Consider the following 23,136-nt stretch of genomic DNA (forward strand, 5'->3'; position numbering starts at 1 on the left):
GAGACCGCCTCTGACCTGCGTTTATCTGGCTGGGACGGCAAGGACGCCACGAGACGGATATGGACGGGGCCGCCCGCAGAATGCGCGATGGCAGGTCGGCGCTTCACGGCGGTCGGCCCGGTGTGGGTGCCGTCGACGAGCGGCTGACGGCACCCGTGAAGGTCACTTGGTCGGTGTGTCTCTGCTGCCGTCCGAGCCGGTCGCCGGGTGGACGGTGGGGCAGTAGCGCCTCCAGGCATCGGTGAACTTCGTCCGCGTATAGCCCTTGAGTTGGTTGCCGTCGGGCATGCGGACGTTGCCGGAGCGGATGCCGTACTCCCGCAGCAGCCCGGCCAGGGCGCGCGGGCTCAGGCCACCGCGTCCGGCTTCGGCCCACGGAGCTTCGGGATCGGAGTTGAGGCGGTAGAGCAGGGCGTCGGTGGACACGCTCTCGGGGTCACCTGCGGCGGCGAAGGCGCGGCGGATGTCGGCGAGGATCCGGGCGTTGGAGGGGTTGTCCTCCTCTGCCTGGGCCTCGGCGGTGACCATCTGTTCGCACGCGATGCGGGCGCGCTCTGGCCAGGTTCCGCCCGCGAGGTCCGCGACGATCACCAAAGGCTCCCATGTGTCGGCGGCCCGGTCCTCGACCGGCATTTTTGGCTCCAGGTGGAGGGCCTGTTCGGCTACTGAGGCGGTCCAGCGCGCCAGGTGAGCCCGCAGGGAGCGCAGGGCGGGGCTGTCGCGGCGTGTGCGGTACGGGCTCACCTGTTCGCCCTCCGCGCGGCGCCTCATCCGGATCACGACGGACCGGTCCATGATCGTGTCGGGCAGGTCGCCGATGCCGGCAAGCGCTGCCATGGCGAAGGTCGCGAAGGAGTGGGGCGTGTGCTCCTTGCCGACGACCCGCAGTACCGGTCGGCCGCGCTGGTGCCCGGCGTTGAGCAGGCCGCGCATTTCCTCGTTCTTCTCGGCGACCTTGGGGCTGCCGAAGATGGTGTCGGCTTCGTCCACGAGGAGGGTCGGCGGCTCGTCCGAGATCGAGCGGAAGATGGCCGCTGCCGTGGAATTCACGGTGATCACGGGCCTGTGGACCGTCTCGGTGAGCAGATCGAGCAGACGGGACTTGCCGCACCGCTTCGCCGGGCCGACCACAGCGAGACGCGGGGCGTGCTGCCACACCTGCTGGAGGTGGGTGGCCGCGATCCACAGCACGGTTGCGTCCAGTGCCTGCTCGGTCGGGAGGACCACGAAGCGGGCCAAGGCGGTGCGCAGCTCGTCCAGTGGCGCGGCGGCGGCGTCCGGCTGGCCACGGTGCGGCGATGGGGTGCCGCTCGGACGGGGTGCCGCAGGGGCGGCGGGGGCGGTACTCTCGTTCACGGAGATCCTCACTCGGCGGCTCCGGGGGGCAACCCGGTCCGCCGCGGTCGACTGTCCTGGGATGGGCGGTGGCGAGGTTTCCTGCAGCCCCCGGTGTTCGTAGCGCCGGGGGTTTTCGCGTTCCTCGGGGCACCTACGCGGTTAAACCTTCTGGCGGTTCGTTGGTTGATGCCCTTATGGCATAAGTGTGCACGAGTGTCTACCTCGAGTCAAGCGTTCGGGGCATTAAATAAGTAACCTCTTCCAGTATGATCGCTGTTCAGGCCAATGGTGACGTGTGTCACATTTGCGTGCATTCCCTTGCGGGTTGGGGTATCCATGCTGGTAGGGTTTAAGGGTGGAGGTGTGGCGACCTCCGTTTGTCGAGAAGAGGAGGGAGGTGAAAGAAGTGGACGATGCCAAGCCGCAGCGCTGGGCTCCGCCGGAGGGCGAAGCCCTGGTGGCGCACAACCTGAAGGTCCTGCGGATGACGGCCCGCCTGTCCCAGGAGGACATGGCAGAGCGCATGCGTCGCCTGGGCTTCAAGATGCACCAGACCCAGATCGCCAAGATCGAGAATGGTGCCCGGGGCATCAGTTTCAACGAGGCCCTCGGCTTCGCCAAGGCTCTCGGCGTCCCTGCTAGCAACTTCCTGCTCGAAGCCGTCGCGAGCCGCGACGATCCTCACTGGGAGTTGCAGGAGGCGGCCTTCGACATTCAGAAGGCCGAACAGGAGCACCAAGTCGCCCGAGACCTCGCCGACGCCGCGAAGGCCAGACTTGAGGCGGCCGAGGCCCGATACGACGAGATCGCCGAGCGCCTCGGCATCGAGCCCGACCCGGGGAGCCTCTCCTTCTATCCGGCTCCGAACTCACCCGAGGATCCGCTCCGCAGCGGTTCCGCCGACGAGTAACCGTTCGGCGGAGATCTCTCCCGGCGCCTGAACACGGCTTTCGAAGCCCATCCACCGCAGGCCCTCGGTGCTACGAACACCGAGGGCCACCAACGCGGCCACCGATCTAAGCCCACCGCCCATCCCGGACAGTCCAGCGGTCACGTTGCCCCGTGACCGCCGAAAGGCGATCCTTCATGCCCACCGCTCCGCCCCCGCTCACCCTTATCGCCGACGCGCTCGGGGTCCCCGAGCAGCGGCTCCGCACACTCGTGCTGGAACACACAACACCCTCTGACGCACCCCTCATCGCGCTCACCGTCGAGGAGGCCACCCGCCGGCTTGGCGTCGGCCGCACCACCATGTACGCACTCATCGCTTCCGGCGAGGTCGGGTCCGTCCTCATAGGCCGCCTGCGACGAGTGCCGGTCGAGGCCCTGGACACTTATCTGGCTGACCGCTCCCAGGTGGCCGCCCCGACCGCCGCCCACGCGGCCTGAAGGGGGCGGACATGGCCAAAACTCGCCAGCCCAACGGTGCCTCCTCGATCTTCCTCGGCAAGGACGGCAAGTGGCACGGCTACGTGACCGTCGGCGTCAAGGACGACGGCAAGCCCGACCGGCGCCACGTCAAGCGCAAGACCCGCGCCGACGCCACCAAGGCGGTCCGCGAACTGGAACGCAAACGCGACTCCGGCACCGTCGGCAAGGCCGGGCAGACCTGGACCGTCACAACCTGGCTGACCCATTGGGTCGAGAACATCGCCGCACCACACGTGGGCGAGAACACCATCGACGGCTACCGCGTCGCCGTCTACCACCACCTCATCCCCGGTCTCGGCGCGCACCGCCTGCCCAAGCTGGAGCCCGAGCACTTGGAGCGCTTCTACGCCAAGATGCAGAAGGCTGGCAGCGCCGCCGGCACCGCGCACCAGGTCCACCGGACCGTGCGCACGGCTCTGAACGAAGCAGTGCGCCGAGGCCATCTCACCGTCAACCCCGCCTCCGTCGCCAAGGCGCCGCGACTGGAAGAGGAAGAGGTCGAGCCCTACACGGTCGAGGAAGTGCACAAGCTTCTGGACCTGGCCAACAAGACTCGGCACCCGGCGCGCTGGGTCGTATCTCTTGCCCTGGGGCTGCGTCAGGGTGAGGTCCTCGGTCTCAAGTGGACGGACGTCGACTTCGAACTGCGGGTCATGACGGTCCACCGCAACCGGCTACGGCCCCGGTACGAGCACGGCTGCGGCAACCGCTGCGGGCGCAAGCCCGGCTACTGCCCTCAGAAGGTCAACATTCGCCGTGAGACGAAGGACACCAAGTCCCGCGCCGGACGTCGGCCCATCGGCATTCCCGAGCCCTTGGTGCAGCTTCTGCTTCAGCACCGACGCGCGCAGGAGCGAGACCGCCGACTGGCCGGCGACCTCTGGACGGAGAAGGGGTACGTCTTCGTCTCCCCAACCGGCGAGCCCCTCAACCCGAACACCGACCACCACGAGTGGAAGGACCTCCTCAAGGCGGCCGGTCTGCGCGCGGGCCGCCTCCACGACGCCCGCCACACGGCTGCGACCGTCCTGCTGATCCTTGGCGTTCCCGACACAGTCGTTGACGCGATCATGGGCTGGGAGCCCGGCAAGTCCGCCCGGATGCGCCGCCGCTACCAGCACCTCACCAACCGGGTACTCACGGACACCGCCGACAAGATCGGCGGGCTCCTTTGGCCGCTGCCTGAGGAGCCGCCTGTTGCTTGACCGGCCCTGGTCTCAGCCGGGCAAGGGGTTGGCCCGAACGCATCTGAGTTCGGGCCGGCCCCTTCGAGCTGGCTGTAGACACCCCCCCGGAATCCTACCTTTCGGCGGGCTGCTCTTCGCCTTGCTCGGTGGTGTAGGGCCGACCGGCCTGATCCGTGACGACGGCGACTGACGTGGGCAGAACCTCGACCCGGAGCATGGGCCATGCCAGGGGATCGCCACGACCATCAACGTAGATCAGGTGACGTACGTAGGCGCCCACGAGGAAATCCTGTTCGGCAAGCTCGCGGACGTAACCCTCAAGTGTCTTCTCCGCGTCTCGGTTGTCGCGCACACTGTGAAGCTCCGGGGCGATGTCGAGGTAGTCCCGGAGCAGGTCCAGGAACTCCACGATCAACGACTCTTCGTCGTCAGGAAGATCGTCCGGCAGGGCGTACTCGAACGCCAGACTCGCCTTGATCATGTTCCATAGAGGGTTGCCCCGCGTGATCAGCGCCAACGCCCTGGGCTGAGGGAAAGCCGGGTCGGGAACGAGCCTCACGCCGCCTGAGGTGTTGTCGTCCAGTGAGCGCCGGACCCAAGCGGCATGCCGCTCCTTGATCTCCCGGAGTCGCTCAACCGTGAAATGGGTGGGTTGGTCATCTATCTGCTTGTGGTGCCTACTGCACAGCAGCAGCAGATTGGTATGGCTGTCTCTGGAGGCGTCGTCCAGGTCCTCCGCCCTCGGGCCGCCTTTGGAACGAGCCACGATGTGTGCCTCCTCGCCGAAGACCGACGGATCATCACAGTCCGTCCCTGGGGTGATCACCTCCCCACGGCAGATTGCACACCTCCCGCCGGCTTCAGCCCACACGATCTTGCGCGTCTTCTCGGAGACCCCCATGGGTGGCACCTTGTCAGAAGAGCTCAGGTGGTCGCAGAAGAACCAGACCGGGCTCTTGCGCGTGCAGTGAGCCGTCGCGGCCTGGTCGAAGCAACTGCAACCCAAACTGCAACCCTCAACGCCGAAGGGCCCCACCGCGAACGGTGGGGCCCTTCAACGTATGCCCGGTGAGAGCAATGGCGGAGGATACGAGATTCGAACTCGTGAGGGGTTGCCCCCAACACGCTTTCCAAGCGTGCGCCCTAGGCCACTAGGCGAATCCTCCGCGGCAAACAATACAAGACGTTGAGGAGTGCTAGCGAACTCGATTCCACCCGGGTGGATCAGCTAGGGTGTGGGTCAGCCCCTCACGTGGCGCTATCTGACTGAACTCCCCCAGGGCCGGAAGGCAGCAAGGGTAGGTTGGCTCTGGCGGGTGCGTGGGGGGCCCTTTGCGTTCCAGGGGCGTTCCCCGGGGTGTGGGTCGCTCGGGGCATGGATCGTTCGCGGGCGTGGGTCGCTCGGGGCGTTGGTTGTCAGTGGGCCCCGATAACCTCGTACATGTGTCGTCCCTTGCGCTGTACCGCCGCTACCGTCCCGAATCGTTCGCCGAGGTCATCGGGCAGGAGCACGTCACTGCCCCGTTGCAGCAGGCTCTGCGGAACAACCGGGTCAACCACGCGTATCTGTTCAGCGGGCCGCGCGGCTGTGGCAAGACCACCAGTGCGCGGATCCTGGCCCGCTGTCTGAACTGTGAGCAGGGGCCCACTCCCACGCCGTGCGGTGAATGCCAGTCCTGCCAGGACCTCGCGCGTAACGGTCCGGGGTCGATCGACGTCATCGAGATCGACGCAGCTTCGCACGGTGGCGTGGACGACGCCCGTGACCTGCGCGAGAAGGCGTTCTTCGGGCCGGCGAGCAGCCGGTACAAGATCTACATCATCGACGAGGCGCACATGGTCACTTCGGCGGGGTTCAACGCCCTGCTGAAGGTGGTCGAGGAGCCCCCGGAGCATCTCAAGTTCATCTTCGCGACCACCGAGCCCGAGAAGGTCATCGGCACCATCCGGTCGCGTACGCACCACTACCCCTTCCGGCTGGTGCCGCCCAGCACCCTGCGCGACTACCTCGGCGAGGTGTGCGGGCAGGAGGGCGCCCAAGTCGCCGACGGCGTGCTGCCCCTCGTCGTGCGGGCCGGGGCGGGATCCGTTCGGGACTCCATGTCCGTCATGGACCAGTTGCTGGCAGGTGCGGGCGAGGAAGGTGTGACGTATGCCATGGCCACCGCCCTCCTCGGCTATACGGACGGGACGCTCCTCGACTCCGTCATCGACGCCTTCGCCTCCTCGGACGGAGCCGCCGCCTTCGAGCTCGTCGACCAGGTCATCGAACGCGGCAACGACCCACGCCGGTTCGTGGCCGACCTTCTGGAGCGGCTGCGCGACCTGGTGATCCTGGCCGCCGTGCCGGATGCGGGGGAGAAGGGGCTGATCGATGCTCCGGCGGATGTCGTCACGCGGATGCAGGCGCAGGCCTCCGTCTTCGGCGCCGCCGAGCTGAGCCGCGCGGCGGACCTGGTCAACACCGGGCTCACCGAGATGCGCGGTGCCACCTCCCCGCGGCTCCAGCTCGAATTGATCTGTGCGCGAGTGCTGCTCCCGGCCGCCTTCGACGACGAGCGCTCCCTGCAGGCGCGGCTGGACCGTCTGGAGCGCGGCGGCGCCTTTGTGCCCGGTGGGCAGGGGCCCGCCATGGGGTACGTACCGGGCGCCGAGGCGCATCCCACGATGGCTGCGCCGACTGCACCGGCTGGTGGGCCTGTTGGGGCCGGTGGACCTGTGGGGGCCGGTGGGTCTGCGGGTCCTTCCGGGCCCGGTATGACGGTTGCGCCCGGCACGGGACCCGCCGCCGCTCGCGCCGCGGCCCGGGGGGACAGCCCGGGTGCGGTGCCCGGCGCCGGTCCTGCGGGTGCCCCTGCCCCCGCTCCGGCTGCGCCTTCTGCTGACGCTGCGAACGCGCCCTCGGCCGCTCCGTCCGATCGGCCCGCCGGTCCCGCGCAGCCCCCCGCCTCGGCCCCCGCCACCCGGCAGCCCGGCGCTTGGCCCGGTGCTGCCGCCGCTGCCCCCGCCGCCCAGCCCCAGCACCAGCACCAGTCCCAGCGCCCTGCGGGCAGCTGGCCGTCCGCCACGGCTCCGGGGCAGGGGCAGTCCGCGCAGGCGGTCCCGCCGGCTGCGTCTGCCGGCCCGTCGTCCGCGCCCCCCGCCGCGCCCGCGCCCGGTATGGCCCAGGGGGCGGCCCAGGTGCGGAACATGTGGCCCGACATCCTCGAAGCCGTCAAGAACCGGCGTCGCTTCACCTGGATCCTGCTCAGTCAGAACGCCCAGGTGGCCGGTTTCGACGGGACCACCCTCCAGCTCGGCTTCCCCAATTCGGGGGCCCGGGACAACTTCGCGTCCAGCGGCAGCGAGGACGTCCTGAAGCAGGTCCTCGCCGACCAGTTCCACGTCCAGTGGAGAGTCGACGCGATTGTCGACCCCTCCGGCGGTACGCAGCCCCCGGGCGGCAGCAACCACCCCGGCCCCGGTGGTTCCTCCCCTGCTCCGCAGCGCCCGGCACCCCAGACCGGAGGCGGTTCCGCGGCGCCCGGACCGGTCCAGCAGCCGCCCGCTCCTGAGCCGCCGCAGCGCCAGCGGCCGCAGGCCTTCCGGGAGCCCGAGCCGCCGCCGGTGCCGGACGGTCCGCCGCCCGTCTCGCTGGAGGACGACACCCCTGAGGACGACGACCCCGACCTGGTCGACTCGGCGCTCTCCGGCCACGATCTGATCGTGCGCGAGCTGGGGGCGACGGTGGTCGAGGAGTACACGAACGAGTAGAACGACGGGCAGCGAGGGCAGCGAGGGCAGCGAGGGCAGCGAGGGCAGCGAGGGCAGCGCGGGCGGCACGGGCGGCACGGGCAGCCCGGGCGGCACGAGCAGCGCGGGCGGCACGAGCAGAGTGGGCAGCGCGGGCAGCCGGCCGCGTCCCGTGCGTGGAGGAATCTACGAACGCGCGTGGACACCGCTTTCGGTGGCCCGCACAAGGCCCGCGCCGGGCCGGCCCCGGTGCGCGGGCTAGGCTTCGCACCGTGAAGGTCCTTGTCATCGGCGGCGGCGCCCGCGAACACGCCCTGTGCCGCTCTCTTTCCCTCGACCCCGAGGTCACCTCCCTGCACTGCGCCCCCGGAAACGCGGGCATCGCGGAAGTGGCCGAGCTGCACGCGGTGGACGCGCTGGACGGCGCGGACGTCGCCCGGCTCGCGGTCCGCCTCGGTGCCGGGCTCGTCGTCGTCGGCCCCGAGGCGCCCCTGGTCGCCGGTGTCGCCGACGCCGTACGGGGCGCGGGCATCCCGTGCTTCGGTCCGAGCCGGGAGGCCGCGCAGCTGGAAGGCTCCAAGGCCTTCGCGAAGGACGTGATGGCGGGGGCGAACGTCCCCACCGCCCGTGCCTATGTCTGCACCACCCCGGCGGAGATCGACGCGGCGCTCGACGCCTTCGGCGCCCCGTACGTGGTGAAGGACGACGGCCTGGCCGCGGGCAAGGGTGTCGTCGTGACCGAGGACATCGCAGCCGCCCGCGCCCATGCGCTTGCCTGCGGCCGGGTGGTCATCGAGGAGTTCCTGGACGGCCCGGAGGTCTCGCTCTTCGCGATCTCGGACGGCGTGACCGTCCTCCCGCTCCAGCCCGCGCAGGACTTCAAGCGCGCGCTCGACGGCGACGAGGGTCCCAACACCGGCGGTATGGGCGCGTACTCCCCGCTGCCCTGGGCCGACCCCAAGCTGGTCGACGAGGTCATGCAGACCGTGCTCCAGCCGACCGTCGACGAGCTGCGCCGCCGGGGTACGCCCTTCGCGGGGCTGCTGTACGCGGGCCTCGCGATCACCTCACGCGGGGTACGGGTCATCGAGTTCAACGCCCGGTTCGGCGACCCCGAGACCCAGGTGGTGCTGGCCAGGCTGAAGACCCCGCTCGCCGGTGTCCTGCTGAACGCGGCCAACGGCACCCTCGACACGGTCCCCGCGCTGAACTGGCGCGACGAGGCCGCTGTGACCGTCGTCATCGCCTCGCACAACTACCCGGACACCCCCCGCACCGGTGACCCCATCGACGGGCTCGACGAGGTGGCGGCCCAGGATGCGCCCCATGCGTACGTTCTGCACGCCGGCACCAGGCAGGTAGGCGACGCGGTGGTGAGCGCGGGCGGCCGGGTGCTCTCGGTGACCGCTACCGGTGCCGACCTGGGCGAGGCCCGTGAGCGCGCGTACACCGCGCTGGGCAGGGTGCGGCTCGACGGGGCGCAGCATCGTACGGACATCGCTGCGAAAGCCGCAGCCATCTGACGGCTTCGCGTCAGCACCTTTACCCAAAGCCATTCCATCGAGTGACGGCTGCCCCATCCGGATGACGCTTGCCGGGACCCCAACTAGTCTGCGGCGCAGGCGTTCCGGCACTTGGCCCACCGGCATTGCGATGTCAGTGGCGGGTGCCACAGTGGGGGAGTGAGCAAAGCCGTCGCAGGGCAGAGGGGGGTGACGTCCAGCCGTGTCCGAGAACCGTACGAGTGATGCGCGCGTGAATCCGCGTGGCAAGCGGGGTGCGCAGGGCGCACGCGCCCATGCGCTGGCCGTTCTGGCGGTCCGGGGCAGAGCCCTGGCTGTCGCGCTGCTGCCGGCCGCGGTCGCGGTCGTGCTGCTGGCGGGCGGTGCCATGGGCCGCCTCAGCGGCGGGAGCTGGGACGTGGCGCGGTGGGTGGTGACGGGGTTCGCGGTGGTGGTGGCCGGGGTGGCCGCTGTCGTGGGAGCCGTGATCGCCAGGGCCGGGCCCGCCGTCAGTCCGACGGTGGCGCTCACCGAGGCATCCGCGCCCGACCTGCACCGGATGGTGCGGGACCTCGCGGACCGGCTCGAAGTGCCTGTCCCGTCGGCGATAGCGCTGACGCCCGACTGCGACAGCTGGCTGGAGGACCGTTCGCACCCCGCCGCGCAGTCCATATCCGGCGGACCGCTGGGCGCCGTGCGCGGAATGCGCGGAATACGGTCGGTGCGTTCCGGCCGGGTGGCGGACGCCCCCGTGCTGGTCATCGGCTCGCCCTTCCTGTGGTGGATGCGGGTGGCCGAGCTGCGGGCCCTCCTCGCGCCGGTCATCGCGGGTACGGGACCCTCGGCGCACCCCGACATCGCGGCCTCGCGCCGGTTCGTACGGGGGCTGGACGCGGCGGTCGCCGTCTCGTCCCGGGCCGGGCTCGGCCCGGTGCGGCGGATCGCGTACGGCTTCATCGGCTGGACCGCGCGGCTGATGCTGCGCAGTTGCCGCGGCCATGCGGCCGAGATGGAGCGCGGCGTCGCGGCTGCCGCTTCGGACCGTGCACAGGCTGTGGACTACGGGCTGCGGATCGTCGCCCAGGAGCAGGTGGGCCTGGCCTACGCGGGCTGGGACAGGCTGCTGACCCGGGTAGCGCTGCCCGCCTGGCGGATGGGGCGCTGGCCCTCCCGGCTCGACGCCGGGGTGGTCTCCGCGCTCACCGAGCTGTCGCGCAGGGACCGCCTGGCCGACGGCTTCACCTCCCGGCTGGGCGAGCGCCCTGCCTGCGACCTGCTGGAGGAGCCGGGCGCGATCGACGCCGCCACCTCCCTCCTCGCGGCCAGGCTCTTCCACGGCGGCCCGGCCGACACCGGCCCCGACTGGTCCCCGGTGGACTGGCAGCAGTACCCGGAAGAGGTCGTCGACCGGAAATGGCGTACGGAAGCGGCCAGGCTGCACCGCGTCCTGGACCAGCTGGGCGTGCGCCGCACGGCCGAAGCGGGTCCGGCCGCGGAGGAGGATCCGGGCGGCCCGACGCTGGCCCGCGTCCTGGACCATCTCGCAGCCGACGACACGGAGGCGCTGGCGGCTGCCGTCACCGCCGAGGTCGCCCGCGAGGAGGCCGCAGCGCCGGCACCCGTGCCGGGCGGCATCCTGGAGGGCGAGGAGCTCTGGGACACCGGGGCGATCCCGCTCTTCCCGCTCCAGCCGCCCCGTATCGGGCGTGATCTGCTGGCCGACCATGTCACCGCGATGGTCTGCTGCGCCGCGGTGGACACGGCCGGCGCGGCACCCGGCCTGGACTGGCTGGACGGTCCCGCGCTGCTGGTGGGCGGTGAGCGCAGGGCGGACCTGGGCGGGCACGTGATGAGCCTGGTGGAGGACGGCGACGGGGAGCCGTTGCAGGGGTGGCTGACGGCGGTGGGGGTGCGCGCGGAGAAGCCGGTACGGCTGGTGTGAGCCGGGCGGGTGGCGTCGTGCGGCGGCCGATGTGGCGCCGCACCCGGGCCGGTCGCGCGGTGTGGCTCAGGTGGATTGACGGCTGTCGTGTGGAAACCGCCGGGCGACACCGTTCGTGTGACAGCTGCGCTGCGCCTGGTGCACCTGGTTCGCCTCGTGCACCTGGTTCGCCTCGTGCGACAAGAGGGACGGGCAGAGACAGCGGAGAGACAGGCAGCCGGAGAGCCGGAGAGCCGGAGAGACACGGAAAACCGCGCCCGGAACTTCCCGGCATCTTCCCTGGATCATTCCACGATTTCGGCACTCTCCTCGCCAATTCGCGACGAACAGTGACGGAGTGAGTGCCTTATGTGATGTGCTGGGGCCGGTCGCTGACAGTCGGTGCATCACTGTTGTGCCTGAGTGGCCGAGGGAAGGGGAGCCGCATGGGGGCGGAGCAGATCCGGCGCTGGGAATCGGGGGCCCTCGCGCACGCCGTCTCGGATCCGTTCGGACAGGGCCCGCTGCCCTGGCTTCGCGGGAGCGAGCACTACTTCGACGACACCGGTCATGTCGTCCCCTGGTACGCCCCGGACGCTCCGCACCACCGCTCCGGCGGTCCGCGCACCGCCGACGACGTGAAGAAGCAGATCAAGGGGTTCGCGTCGAACGGCGCGGCCGCCCCGGGCGAGGCCATCGACTTCCATGTCACGGTCGACCCGCCCCAGCAGTTCTCCGTCGACATCTACCGCATCGGTCACTACGGCGGCGACGGCGCGGCGAAGATCACCACAAGCCCGCGGATCTCCGGCATCGTGCAGCCGCCCCCGCTCACCGCCGACCGCACGGTCTCCTGCCATCACTGGTGGCTCTCCTGGCGGCTGCAGATCCCTTCGTACTGGTCGATCGGGGCCTATGTCGCGGTGCTCACCACCGTCGACGGCTACCGCTCCCACATCCCCTTCACGGTCCGGGACAGCCATCCGGCGGATCTGCTGCTCCTCCTGCCCGACGTGACCTGGCAGGCCTACAACCTCTACCCGGAGGACGGGCACACCGGCGCCAGCCTCTACCACGCGTGGGACGGCGTGGGCCGTCTCCTCGGCGAGGAGGACGCCGCCACCACGGTCTCCTTCGACCGGCCCTACGCGGGCGCCGGCCTGCCTCTGCACGTGGGCCACGCCTACGACTTCATCCGCTGGGCCGAGCGCTACGGATACGACCTCGCCTATGCCGACGCCCGCGATCTGCACGCCGGGCGCATCGACCCCACCCGCTACCGCGGCCTGGTCTTCCCCGGCCATGACGAGTACTGGTCGGTCCCCATGCGGCGCACGACGGAGGCCGCCCGCGAGCACGGCACCTCCCTCGTCTTCCTCTCGGCCAACACCATGTACTGGCAGGTCGATCTCGGCCCGTCCCCGTCCGGTGTCCCGGACCGGCTCCTCACCTGCCGCAAACGCCGCGGTCCCGGAAAGCCCACGCTGTGGCGCGAGATCGACCGTCCGGAACAGCAGCTCCTCGGCATCCAGTACGCCGGGCGGGTCCCCGACCCGAGCCCGCTGGTCGTACGGAACGCCGAGCACTGGCTCTGGGACGCGACCGGCGCGGGTGAGGGCGACGAACTCGCCGGTCTGGTCGCGGGCGAGGCCGACCGCTACTTCCCGCGCACGGCTCTCCCGCAGCACGAGAGCCGGATCCTGCTCGCCCACTCGCCGTACGAGGACAGCGAGGGGACCATGCGGCACCAGGAGACGTCCCTGTACCGCGCCCCTTCCGGCTCGCTCGTCTTCGCCTCGGGCACCTTCGCCTGGTCGCCCGCGCTGGACCGCCCGGGCCACGTGGATTCCCGGATCCAGCGCGCGACGGCCAACCTCCTCGACCGCATCTGCAAGCGCGACTGATCAGGCGACCGGCCCACCACCGGAGGCTGTCCAACCCTCTCCGGCAACACCGTCGGGCCGGGGGCCGACCCTGGCGGGGCCCGCACGCGGCGTATACGGGAGAATCGACTCCGACCCCACCGCTTGGACAGAACCACGGGGAGGAACCGTGTCCGGATTCGTAGAAAAGCCCGAGCCTCTTGAGGTGCCGGGCCTGGTACACCTGCACACCGGCAAGGTGCGCGACCTGTACCAGAACGAGGCGGGCGACCTCGTGATGGTCGCCAGCGACCGTTTGTCCGCGTACGACTGGGTGCTGCCCACCGAGATCCCCGACAAGGGCCGGGTGCTCACTCAGCTGTCGCTGTGGTGGTTCGACCAGCTCGCCGATCTCGTACCGCACCACGTCATCTCCACCGACCTGCCGGCCGGCGCCCCCGCCGACTGGGCGGGCCGCACCCTGGTCTGCAGGTCGCTGCGGATGGTCCCGGTGGAGTGCGTGGCCCGTGGCTACCTCACCGGTTCGGGTCTGCTGGAGTACGAGGCACACCGCACCGTCTGCGGTCTCGCGCTGCCGGAGGGGCTGACCGACGGTTCCGAACTCCCGGCGCCGATCTTCACGCCGGCCACCAAGGCGGCTGTCGGTGACCACGACGAGAACGTGAGCTACGAGGAAGTCGCCCGCCAGACCGGCGCGGAGACCGCCTTCGATCTGCGCCGTACGACCCTCGACGTGTATGAGCGGGCCCGCGGCATCGCGCGCGAGCGGGGCATCATCCTCGCCGACACGAAGTTCGAGTTCGGTTATGACGGCGATCAACTCGTCATCGCCGACGAGGTGCTGACTCCGGACTCGTCCCGCTTCTGGCCCGCCGCCGACTGGGAGCCGGGCCATGCGCAGCCCTCGTACGACAAGCAGTTCGTGCGCGACTGGCTGACGTCGGACGCTTCCGGCTGGGACCGCAAGGGCGAACTGCCGCCGCCCGCACTCCCGCAGGAGATCGTGGATGCGACCCGGGCGAAGTATGTGGAGGCCTACGAGCTGCTGACCGGGACCCCCTGGTCGTAGCCGCGTCGCAGCAGCGTCCTAACCGTCACCCGGGCCCTCCGGCTCGGGTGACACCGCTGGTTGGCGTCAGCGCGAAGGGCCCGTAGCCCGTTGGTCAGAGCTCGGGGCCCTTCGTGCGCTCCCGGCTGGGAGGGCCCCACGCGCGGAGAAGCCCCCGGCCGGAATCCGGCCGGGGGCTTCTCGTTCCTGCTGCTGAGCGGACGACCAGGTTCGAACTGGCGACCTCAACCTTGGCAAGGTTGCGCTCTACCAACTGAGCTACGTCCGCATGCGCTGTGCGCGAAGACCACTATACCCAACCGCGCTCCCGTGCGAGACGCACCGCGGTATGACGGTTCTCCGCTCCCAGCTTCGACGCGGCCGACGACAGATAGTTCCGCACCGTCCCCTGCGACAGCGAGGCCCGTTCGGCGATCTCCGCGATCGGTGCGCCGTCCGCTGCCAGCTCAAGCACCTCGACCTCCCGGGCCGTGAGGGGTGAGTCCCCGGCGGAGATCGCATCGGCTGCCAACTCCGGGTCCACATAACGCCCTCCGGCCCGCACCGTACGGATGATCTCGGCCAGCCATTGTGCGGAAACGGTCTTCGGAACGAACCCCTTCACTCCGGCGGAGAGCGCCCGTTTGAGATGGCCGGGCCGCCCATGGCTGGTGACGATCATGCAGCGGCACTCGGGGAGCGCGGTGCGCAGGGATGTGGCCACACTCACACCGTCGGCCCCCGGCATCTGAAGGTCGAGCACCGCCACATCGGGCCGGTGCGCCCGCGCCATGGCGAGCGCTTCGGGGCCGGACGCGGCCTCGGCCACGACCACCAGGTCGTCCTCCAGCCCGAGCAGCGCGGCGAGCGCTCCCCGGATGAGGTGCTCGTCGTCCGCGAGCAGCACGCGTATGGGCGCGGCAACGGGTGCGGGAACCGGCGGAGGGACGGACGCCCGTACGGATGCGGGGACGGACGCCGGTACGGACGCCGGTACGGACGCGGGGACGGGCGCCGGTACGGGCGCCGGTACGGACGCGGCCCCAGGCGCGGGTACCGGTGACGGGTCGGTCATGCGGTTGCCTCTTCTGTTGTTTCTGCTGACTCTTCTGCTGCCTCTGCGGCTGTCCCTGGGGCGGAGGTGCGCATGGCCGAGGTGGGGTCCGCCCTGGCGGTGTCGGGCAGCGGTACGTCCGCGGTGAGGCGGAATCTTCCGCCGGGGGTCGGGCCGGCCGTCAGTGTGCCGTCCACGGCGGTCAGCCGCTCCCGCAGCCCGGCGAGCCCGGTGCCCGGGGAGGCGCCGCTGCCGCTCCCGCCGACCGCTCCGTCGTTCTCGACGGTCAGAGTCGCACCGGATGCCGATCTGGCCACCGCGACGGTGCAGCGCCGGGCGTCCCCGTGGCGCAGGACATTGGTGGCGGCTTCCCGGACGACCCAGCCGAGCGCCGACTGAACGTCTGCCGGAAGCCCGTCCGGCGGCCCGCTGACGGTGCACTCGATACCGGCCGCCTCCAACACGCCCTGGGCTCCGCCCAGTTCCGTGGCGAGGTCCACTCCCCGGTATCCCCGCACCACGTCACGTACCTCCCGATGCGCTTCGTGTGCCATGCGCTGCACCTCGGTCATCTGGTCCACTGCCTCCGGCCGCCCCCGCCGGGCCAACTGCACCGCCAGCTCGCTCTTCAGCGCGATCACGGCGAGATTGCGCCCCATCACATCGTGCAGATCCCGGCCGAACCGCAGGCGCTCCTCCGCGACGGCCAGCCGCGCCTCCACGTCCTTGGCCTCGTGCAGCTTCCACATCACGCCCAGATGCCAGGCCGAGCAGCGGGTGGTGATGGCGTACCACGCGGGCCCGCACACCATGCCGGCAATGCAGGCACCGACGAGCTGCCGGTCGCCGCCGAGCAGCAGGACCGCCCCGCACACCGCGACCAGGGCGCCCAGCTGCACCAGGGCCGACACCCGCTTCCGAACAATCAGGCTGTGCGTCATCGTGAACGGCATCACAGCGGCACACAGCATCACCGCCGCGTCGGGGAAGTCCCGCAGCCCGACGGCCGAGGCGAGCACCAGAACAGCCACCAGACTCATCACCATCAGACCCGCCCCGAAGGCCACCAGCCGCCGGGAGAGCGTGGTTTGGCCCAGATACTCGGCCAGACCACCGGAGGCCAGCGAGGTGCAGTACACCCCCTGTGCGACCGCGAGCAGGCAGGACGCGGCGATCAGCGCGGTGGGCGCCCCGGAGTGACGGACCGGGCGCGTCACGCTGAACATCACCTGCAGGGCGACGGCCAGCCACAGCAGGGCGTATATCGTCGCGCGTGCGTAGAGGTCGGCCTGTGCGAACCCGCCCCGCTTCCGCCATCCCCGTAGCCACCGCATCACGCACTCCTTGTCTCCGAACGTCCCCGGCTGCCGCCCCCGGACGGGTCGTTCCCTGCCCTGCCCGAGCCAACTCGACCCCCGGTCAGCCCCCGGCGCCTCGGCCCGAGACAGGCCCCCCACGTGAGGTCCCCGGCCGCCTGAGGCCATCGTCAGCGGCGTGGCTCCCAGCGGAACCACCGGCGTACAGCAAACACCGAGAGCAGCGTCCAGGCCACGGCAGTCAGGACATGTCCGAAGGCGTCGTGCGCGGACATCGACCCGGTCCAGGCGCCCCGTACCAGCTCGACCACCGGTGTCAGGGGCAGCAGCTCGCACACCGACGCCAGCCGGTCGGGGAATATCTCCAGCGGGACGAACACGCCCGACCCTGCCATCGACACCAGCATCAGCGGGATGACCGTCAGCTGGGCGGCCTCGGCGGACTTGGTGATGCCCGCCGTCGCCGCTCCCAGCGCGGTCAGCATCACGACCCCCAGCGCGACACCCACGAGCAGCAGTTGCGGAGCGGGCGGCAGGCCCATGTCGAAGACCACCGCACAGCCTGCGGAGAGAACCACGCACTGCACCAGCGCGATGATCACCGAGGGCAGGGAGGCCCCGGCGAGTATCTCCGTGTCCCGGGCCTCTCCCGTACGCAGCCGTTTGAGCACCAGCTGCTCACGGCGGACCACCAGCACCCCGACCACGCCGTTGTACAGAGCGAAGAGCAGGCCGAACGCGATGCCCCCGGGCAGCAGCACCGCGCCGGCGGACAGCCCCGCCTTGTCCAGGGTCTTCTGGTCGGTCGCCGACGAGATCACGAAGGTCATCGCGATGGGCAGCACCAGCATGGTGAAGAGCGAGGCCTTGCTGCGTCCCAGCAGGGTCAGCTCGGCGCGGGCGAGGGCGAGCATCCGGCCCGTGCTGAGCGTCTGCACCCGCTCTCCGTCCCCGGTCCTGGTCCAGCCCGCCCCGATCCTGGACCTGGCCCAGCCGGCCCCAGCCCCAGTCCCAGACGCGGCCCCGGCCTCAGCCCCGGCCTCAGCCCCGGCCTCAGCCCCGGCCTCAGCCCCGGCCTCAGCCCCGGCCTCAGCCCCGGCCTCAGCCCCGGCCTCAGCCCCGGCCTCAGCCTCAGCCCCGGTCTCTGTCGTGTGTTTCCCTGCGGCCTGCTGGGCCGCCGTCCGTTCCCCCGTGGTGCTCACCGTGTGACCTCCTGCTTCTGTGCGATACCGAGAAATGCCTCTTCCAGCGAGGCCGACCGGACATCGAGCCCCCGCAGCTCGACTTCCTTGTCCCTGGCCCACAGCAGGAGTTCGGTGGCGGACCGCTGCAGCTCGTCGGTCCGCAGCTGGACGGCCCCGCCCGTGCGGACGTAACTCCCCAGTGGCGGCAGATCGCCGACCGCGATCCCCTCGGGGAGGGAGAAGGAGATGTGCGAGGGCTGCGCGGCCACCACCTCGTCCACCCGGCCCTCCGCCGCTATCCGGCCCTCGTGCAGGATCGCCAGCCGGTCGGCCAGGACTTCGGCCTCCTCCAGGTAGTGCGTGGTCAGCAGGACCGTCGTACCGCTGTCGCGCAGCTCCCGGACCAACTCCCAGGTCTCCCGGCGCCCTTCGGCGTCGAGGCCCGTCGTCGGCTCGTCGAGGAAGAGCACCTCGGGGCGGCCCAGGAGCGCCATCGCCAGGTCCAGCCGCCGCTTCTCGCCGCCGGACAGCTGCTTCACCCGTATGGCAGACCGCCCGCCGAGCCCCACCATCTCCATGGCCTCACCGACCGGCCGCGCCTTGCTCGTGCAGCCCGCCCACATCCGGACCGTCTCGGCCACGGTCAGCTCGGGGGAGAAACCACCCTCCTGGAGCATGGCGCCGGTCCTCGGCCGGATGGCGGCCCGCTCGCGGTACGGATCGTGCCCCAGCACCCGCACCCGGCCCCCGCTCGGCGGAGCCAGTCCCTCCAGGAGCTCCACCGTGGAGGTCTTCCCCGCGCCGTTCGTCCCCAGCAGGGCGAAGAGCTCCCCGGCGGCCACGGAGAAGGAGACGCCGGCCACCGCCTCGTACCCACCGGCATAGGTGCGCCGCAGGTCTGCGACCTCAATCACATCTGTCATGCATCCAGGCTGCCCCCGCCACAGGCCCCCGCCCGATGACATATGTCATCAGAGCCGAGCCACGGAGAAGCCCGGACCACCGGCCAAGGAGCCAGCCACGGAGAAGCCCGGCCCACCTGCCAAGGAACCGGCCACGAAACAGCCCGGGTCAGCCACGAAGAAAGCCGGAACCACGAAGAAGCCCCCGGTCGGATTCCGACCGGGGGCTTCTCGTTCCTGCTGCTGAGCGGACGACCAGGTTCGAACTGGCGACCTCAACCTTGGCAAGGTTGCGCTCTACCAACTGAGCTACGTCCGCAGATTGCACCCGACCGGCTTTCACCGGGCGGTGCGAACACCACTCTACCCGACAGTCCGAGTGGACCGGTCCGGAGAGCAATGCAGAGCGGGTGACAGGAATTGCACACTGCGCCTTCCCCCTGGAAGGGGGATGTTCTACTACTGAACTACACCCGCACGCTGCTTTGAACGGGGCCTTTCGGCCTCGCCCTTCGGCGTGCTCCAGACTCTAGCTGACCAGCAGGGGTGGAATGCAAGTCGGGCACTCCGAGGGGGAGTCGGCGACCAGTCGGCCATGAGTCAGCCATGAGCCGGCGATGAGTCGCCCACGCCTGCACCCACGCCCGCCGGCCGGCCCGGGGCGGGTCAGCCGGCCGCGTTGAACGCCTCGTAGACCTTCTTCGGGATGCGGCCCCTGGCAGGTACTTCCATCTTGTTGGACCGGGCCCAGGCGCGGACCGCCGCCGGGTCGGGTGCCACCGAGGTGTGCCGGTAGGCCTTGCCCGACTTCGACTGCTTTCGAGCCGCCTCCAGGAACGGGGCCAGCGACTTGCGTAGTTTCTTTGCATTGGCGGTATTCAGGTCGATCTCGTACGACTTTCCGTCGAGACCGAAGGTGACCGTTTCCGCCGCTTCTCCGCCGTCGATGTCGTCGGAGAGCGTGACCACTACTCGCTGAGCCACGGACTTCGGTCCTTTCCTTCGACATCACCGTGCCTGTGCGGTGTCACGCAGGGCGTGCCGCCGTGTTGACGTGCTGTGATGTCGGCCTTACGGCTGATTTTGAGTTACGCCAATTCCTTTGTACAGCGGAAGGCGCCGCATTGTGAAGCCCACCCAATTACATGCGCGTGTCCGAGTGCAATCCGGTAGGCGGATTTTTTCGAGGATTTTTCATCGGTGTTGTCGGTTCGTTGTCGGTCGGTTGTCGGGGCCGATATCTGAACGTGATCGGGCCGCTCCGATATCTACCCGCGTAGATTCTGTGGGCAGGTAGTGTGATGGGACCGCCTTCGCACCACACACCGGGAGTGCCAGTGGCACGCGTCGTAGTCGACGTCATGCTCAAGCCGGAGATCCTCGACCCGCAGGGACAGGCGGTGCAGCGTGCACTGCCCCGTCTCGGTTTCGATGGAATCGCCGACGTCCGTCAGGGAAAGCGTTTCGAGCTGGAGGTCGATGGGCCGGTTGATGACGCCGCCCTCGCCCGCATCAACGAGCTCGCCGAAACGTTCCTCGCCAACACCGTCATCGAGAACTTCACCGTGAAGGTGGAGGCAGAGAAGTGACAGCTCGTATCGGAGTCGTCACTTTCCCGGGCACGCTCGACGACCGGGACGCCTTGCGTGCCGTGCGGATCGCGGGCGCCGAACCCGTTTCGCTCTGGCATCGCGACAAGGGCATCCAGCAGGTCGACGCGGTCGTCCTCGCGGGTGGTTTCTCGTACGGCGATTATTTGCGGGCCGGCGCCATCTCCCGCTTCTCGCCGGTGATGGGGACGATCATCGAGCAGGCGAAGGCCGGTCTCCCGGTCCTGGGTATCTGCAACGGTTTCCAGATCCTCACCGAGTCGCATTTGCTGCCCGGCGCGATGCTCCGGAACAACCATCTCCACTTCATCTGCCGCGATCAGAAGCTGCGCGTCGAGAACGCGGAGACCGCCTGGACCGCCGACTACACCGCTGGCCAGGAGATCTCCGTACCCCTCAAGAACATCGACGGCCGCTACGTGGCCGACGAGCGGGTGCTCGACGAGCTGGAGGCCGAGGGGCGGGTCGCTTTCCGGTATCTCGACGGCAACCCGAACGGTTCGCTCCGCGACATCGCAGGCGTCACCAACGCCGCGGGCAATGTGGTCGGTCTGATGCCGCACCCCGAGCACGCCGTGGAGCCGCTGATCGGTACGGGGCGTACCGACGGCATCGGATTCTTCTCCTCGATCCTGAAGAAGCTGGTCAACGCATGACGACTGAACGAAACGAGAGCGCCGCCAAGGGCCGCCTCGACACCGTCAAGCACGCCGCCGAGACCCCCGAAGCCGAGCAGCCCTGGAAGGAACTCGGCCTCAAGGAGGACGAGTACGCGCGGATCCGCGAGATCCTCGGCCGCCGTCCGACCGGCGCCGAGCTCGCCATGTACTCCGTGATGTGGTCCGAGCACTGCTCGTACAAGAGCAGCAAGGTCCACCTCAAGCAGTTCGGCGAGAAGGTCCCGGTCAACGACGCGATGCTCGTCGGCATCGGGGAGAACGCCGGCGTCGTGGACGTGGGCCAGGGTTACGCCGTCACCTTCAAGGTCGAGTCGCACAACCACCCCTCGTACATCGAGCCCTACCAGGGCGCGGCGACCGGCGTCGGCGGCATCGTCCGCGACATCCTCGCCATGGGGGCCCGCCCGGTCGCCGTCGTCGACCCGCTGCGGTTCGGCGCGGCCGACCACCCCGACACCCGGCGCGTACTGCCGGGCGTGGTCGCCGGGATCGGCGGCTACGGCAACTGCCTGGGCCTGCCGAACATCGGCGGCGAGGTCGTTTTCGACCCTTGCTACCAGGGCAATCCGCTGGTCAACGCGGGCTGTATCGGTGTGATGAAGCACGAGGACATCCACCTCGCGAAGGCGTCCGGCACCGGCAACAAGGTCATCCTGTACGGCGCCCGTACCGGTGGCGACGGCATCGGCGGCGTCTCGGTCCTGGCGTCCGAGACCTTCGAGTCGACCGGTCCCGCGAAGCGTCCGGCCGTCCAGGTCGGCGACCCCTTCCAGGAGAAGCTCCTCATCGAGTGCACCCTGGAGATCTTCAAGGAGAAGCTGGTCGCGGGCATCCAGGACCTCGGCGGCGCCGGGCTCTCCTGTGCCACGTCCGAGCTGGCGAGCGCCGGTTCGGGCGGGATGCGCGTCGAGCTGGACACCGTTCCGCTGCGCGACTCCTCGCTCTCGCCCGAGGAGATCCTCATGAGCGAGTCGCAGGAGCGCATGTGCGCGATCGTCGAGCCGCAGCACGTCGAGCGGTTCATGGAGATCTGCGAGAAGTGGGACGTCATCGCCACCGACATCGGTGAGGTGACCGAGGGCTCTCAGCTGGAGATCTTCTGGCACGGCGAGCAGATCGTGGATGTGCCGCCGCGTTCGGTCGCCCACGAGGGCCCCACGTACAACCGGCCCTACGCCCGGCCCGACTGGCAGGACGCCCTCCAGGCGGACGACGCCAACAAGCTTCCCCGGCCGGCCACTTCGGCCGAGCTGAGGGAGCAGGTCCTGAAGCTCGTCGCGTCGCCGAACCAGGCGTCGAAGGCGTGGATCACCGACCAGTACGACCGTTTCGTACAGGGCAACACGGTGCTCGCGATGCCCGAGGACGCGGGCATGGTCCGGATCGACGAGGAGTCGAATCTGGGCGTGACCATGGCGACCGACGGCAACGGCCGGTTCGCGAAGCTCGACCCGTACACGGGTGCGCAGCTGGCGCTGGCCGAGGCGTACCGCAATGTCGCCACCACCGGTGCGAAGCCGCTCGCCATCTCCGACTGTCTGAACTTCGGTTCGCCCGAGGACCCGGCCGTCATGTGGCAGTTCGCCGAGGCCACCCGCGGTCTCGCGGACGGCTGCCTGGAGCTGGGGACGCCGGTCACCGGCGGCAATGTGTCGCTCTACAACCAGACGGGCGACGCGGCCATCCACCCGACGCCGGTCGTCGCGGTGCTCGGTGTGATCGACGACGTCAACCGCCGTACGCCGATGGCGTTCGCGGAGGAGGGCCAGCTGCTCTACCTCCTCGGGGACACCCATGAGGAGCTGGGCGGTTCGGCCTGGTCCCAGGTGGTCCACGACCACCTCGGCGGGGTGCCGCCCCGGGTCGACCTGGGGCGCGAGAAGCTCCTCGCGGAGATCCTGATCTCGGCGTCGCGCGACGGCATGATCGACGCCGCGCACGACCTGTCCGACGGCGGTCTGATCCAGGCGGTCACCGAGTCCTGCCTGCGTGGCGGGAAGGGTGCGCGGCTGATCGTCCCGGACGGCCTGTCCGCGTTCACCTTCCTGTTCTCGGAGTCGGCGGGGCGCGCGGTCGTCTCGATCCCGCGCAGCGAGGAGCTCCGCTTCAACGACATGTGCGGGGCGCGGGGTCTGCCCGTCACCCGTATCGGTGTGGTGGACGGCGAGGAGATCGAGGTCCAGGGCGAGTTCAGCATCGCGCTGAGCGAGCTGAGGAGCGCACACGAGGCCACGGTTCCAGGGCTGTTCGCCTGAGGCGTGGTGTTTCGCCTGAGGCCAGTGGTGTGATGGCGGGCCCGCGTGACAGCAGGCTCGCGTGACAGGTCGGCCCCCGGGACCCGTTGTGGT

At 69.9% G+C, this 23,136-nt stretch carries 18 protein-coding genes, 4 tRNA genes and 1 other RNA gene; 12 read left to right on the plus strand and 11 right to left on the minus strand.

What is annotated here, in order from left to right; translation table 11 throughout:
• Nucleotides 1-162 precede the first annotated feature (162 nt).
• Entirely contained in the window at nucleotides 163-1,260 is a 1,098-nt protein-coding gene (locus OG385_RS16365) for a DUF3631 domain-containing protein (protein ID WP_266860920.1), read from the minus strand.
• 484 nt (nucleotides 1,261-1,744) lie between these two features.
• Here OG385_RS16365 and OG385_RS16370 point away from each other — a divergent pair, with 484 nt between their 5' ends.
• The 3 genes from OG385_RS16370 to OG385_RS16380 all read left to right on the plus strand — a co-directional run bounded on the left by OG385_RS16370 (nucleotide 1,745) and on the right by OG385_RS16380 (nucleotide 3,974).
• A complete protein-coding gene (locus tag OG385_RS16370) occupies nucleotides 1,745-2,248 on the plus strand; it encodes a helix-turn-helix domain-containing protein (protein WP_266855394.1) in 504 nt (167 codons plus the stop codon).
• Nucleotides 2,249-2,424: 176 nt separating this feature from the next.
• Nucleotides 2,425-2,727 (plus strand): excisionase family DNA-binding protein, encoded by a 303-nt coding sequence (locus OG385_RS16375; protein ID WP_266855395.1) that lies wholly within the window; start codon nucleotides 2,425-2,427, stop codon nucleotides 2,725-2,727.
• An 11-nt stretch (nucleotides 2,728-2,738) separates the two neighbouring features.
• Nucleotides 2,739-3,974, plus strand: coding sequence for a tyrosine-type recombinase/integrase (locus OG385_RS16380; RefSeq protein ID WP_266855396.1), 1,236 nt, complete (start codon nucleotides 2,739-2,741; stop codon nucleotides 3,972-3,974).
• A 94-nt stretch (nucleotides 3,975-4,068) separates the two neighbouring features.
• Here the strand turns inward: OG385_RS16380 and OG385_RS16385 are convergent, their stop codons facing one another.
• Both OG385_RS16385 and OG385_RS16390 read right to left on the minus strand, forming a co-directional pair.
• Nucleotides 4,069-4,857: an HNH endonuclease gene (locus OG385_RS16385; protein WP_251074259.1), complete on the minus strand. Its 789-nt coding sequence runs from the start codon at nucleotides 4,855-4,857 to the stop codon at nucleotides 4,069-4,071.
• A 177-nt stretch (nucleotides 4,858-5,034) separates the two neighbouring features.
• Nucleotides 5,035-5,122, minus strand: a tRNA-Ser gene (locus OG385_RS16390).
• 74 nt (nucleotides 5,123-5,196) lie between these two features.
• Between OG385_RS16390 and ffs the strand changes: the two genes are divergently transcribed.
• The 6 genes from ffs (at nucleotide 5,197) to OG385_RS16420 (ending at nucleotide 14,063) form a co-directional block, all read left to right on the plus strand.
• Nucleotides 5,197-5,291, plus strand: an RNA gene (gene ffs, locus OG385_RS16395) — signal recognition particle sRNA small type.
• A gap of 108 nt (nucleotides 5,292-5,399) precedes the next feature.
• Nucleotides 5,400-7,709 carry a DNA polymerase III subunit gamma and tau gene (locus OG385_RS16400; protein ID WP_266855397.1) on the plus strand — a complete coding sequence of 770 codons (2,310 nt, stop codon included), beginning with the start codon at nucleotides 5,400-5,402 and terminating at the stop codon, nucleotides 7,707-7,709.
• 251 nt (nucleotides 7,710-7,960) lie between these two features.
• Nucleotides 7,961-9,211 (plus strand): phosphoribosylamine--glycine ligase, encoded by a 1,251-nt coding sequence (gene purD / locus OG385_RS16405; protein ID WP_266855398.1) that lies wholly within the window; start codon nucleotides 7,961-7,963, stop codon nucleotides 9,209-9,211.
• Nucleotides 9,212-9,413: 202 nt separating this feature from the next.
• On the plus strand, nucleotides 9,414-11,132 hold the full coding sequence (locus tag OG385_RS16410) for a hypothetical protein (RefSeq protein WP_266855399.1): 1,719 nt from the start codon (nucleotides 9,414-9,416) through the stop codon (nucleotides 11,130-11,132).
• 425 nt (nucleotides 11,133-11,557) lie between these two features.
• Entirely contained in the window at nucleotides 11,558-13,015 is a 1,458-nt protein-coding gene (locus tag OG385_RS16415) for a N,N-dimethylformamidase beta subunit family domain-containing protein (RefSeq protein WP_266855400.1), read from the plus strand.
• Between the two features lie 148 nt (nucleotides 13,016-13,163).
• Nucleotides 13,164-14,063, plus strand: coding sequence for a phosphoribosylaminoimidazolesuccinocarboxamide synthase (locus OG385_RS16420; RefSeq protein ID WP_266855401.1), 900 nt, complete (start codon nucleotides 13,164-13,166; stop codon nucleotides 14,061-14,063).
• 195 nt (nucleotides 14,064-14,258) lie between these two features.
• On the opposite strand, the gene OG385_RS16425 is transcribed toward OG385_RS16420, so the two are convergent.
• From OG385_RS16425 to OG385_RS16460, 8 genes are all read right to left on the minus strand, one after another.
• Nucleotides 14,259-14,331 (minus strand) — tRNA-Gly (locus OG385_RS16425).
• A gap of 21 nt (nucleotides 14,332-14,352) precedes the next feature.
• Entirely contained in the window at nucleotides 14,353-14,955 is a 603-nt protein-coding gene (locus OG385_RS16430) for a response regulator transcription factor (protein ID WP_266860922.1), read from the minus strand.
• A gap of 158 nt (nucleotides 14,956-15,113) precedes the next feature.
• Nucleotides 15,114-16,430: a sensor histidine kinase gene (locus OG385_RS16435; RefSeq protein WP_266855402.1), complete on the minus strand. Its 1,317-nt coding sequence runs from the start codon at nucleotides 16,428-16,430 to the stop codon at nucleotides 15,114-15,116.
• Between the two features lie 152 nt (nucleotides 16,431-16,582).
• A complete protein-coding gene (locus tag OG385_RS16440; RefSeq protein WP_266860924.1) occupies nucleotides 16,583-17,326 on the minus strand; it encodes an ABC transporter permease in 744 nt (247 codons plus the stop codon).
• 284 nt (nucleotides 17,327-17,610) lie between these two features.
• Nucleotides 17,611-18,519: an ABC transporter ATP-binding protein gene (locus tag OG385_RS16445; protein ID WP_266855403.1), complete on the minus strand. Its 909-nt coding sequence runs from the start codon at nucleotides 18,517-18,519 to the stop codon at nucleotides 17,611-17,613.
• Between the two features lie 225 nt (nucleotides 18,520-18,744).
• A tRNA-Gly gene (locus tag OG385_RS16450) sits at nucleotides 18,745-18,817 on the minus strand.
• 86 nt (nucleotides 18,818-18,903) lie between these two features.
• Nucleotides 18,904-18,975 (minus strand) — tRNA-Gly (locus tag OG385_RS16455).
• A 189-nt stretch (nucleotides 18,976-19,164) separates the two neighbouring features.
• Nucleotides 19,165-19,482 carry an Lsr2 family protein gene (locus OG385_RS16460; protein ID WP_266855404.1) on the minus strand — a complete coding sequence of 106 codons (318 nt, stop codon included), beginning with the start codon at nucleotides 19,480-19,482 and terminating at the stop codon, nucleotides 19,165-19,167.
• A gap of 353 nt (nucleotides 19,483-19,835) precedes the next feature.
• Between OG385_RS16460 and purS the strand changes: the two genes are divergently transcribed.
• The 3 genes from purS to purL are packed head-to-tail and all read left to right on the plus strand — an operon-like array spanning nucleotide 19,836 to nucleotide 23,043.
• On the plus strand, nucleotides 19,836-20,087 hold the full coding sequence (purS, locus tag OG385_RS16465) for a phosphoribosylformylglycinamidine synthase subunit PurS (RefSeq protein ID WP_266855405.1): 252 nt from the start codon (nucleotides 19,836-19,838) through the stop codon (nucleotides 20,085-20,087).
• Nucleotides 20,084-20,764 carry a phosphoribosylformylglycinamidine synthase subunit PurQ gene (gene purQ / locus OG385_RS16470; protein ID WP_164263992.1) on the plus strand — a complete coding sequence of 227 codons (681 nt, stop codon included), beginning with the start codon at nucleotides 20,084-20,086 and terminating at the stop codon, nucleotides 20,762-20,764. Before purS ends, purQ begins: the two co-directional genes overlap by 4 nt.
• A complete protein-coding gene (purL, locus tag OG385_RS16475; protein ID WP_266855406.1) occupies nucleotides 20,761-23,043 on the plus strand; it encodes a phosphoribosylformylglycinamidine synthase subunit PurL in 2,283 nt (760 codons plus the stop codon). The genes purQ and purL overlap by 4 nt, the downstream gene beginning before the upstream one ends.
• Nucleotides 23,044-23,136: the final 93 nt, after the last annotated feature.

This window comes from Streptomyces sp. NBC_01306 (assembly GCF_026340465.1).
Taxonomy (GTDB): domain Bacteria; phylum Actinomycetota; class Actinomycetes; order Streptomycetales; family Streptomycetaceae; genus Streptomyces.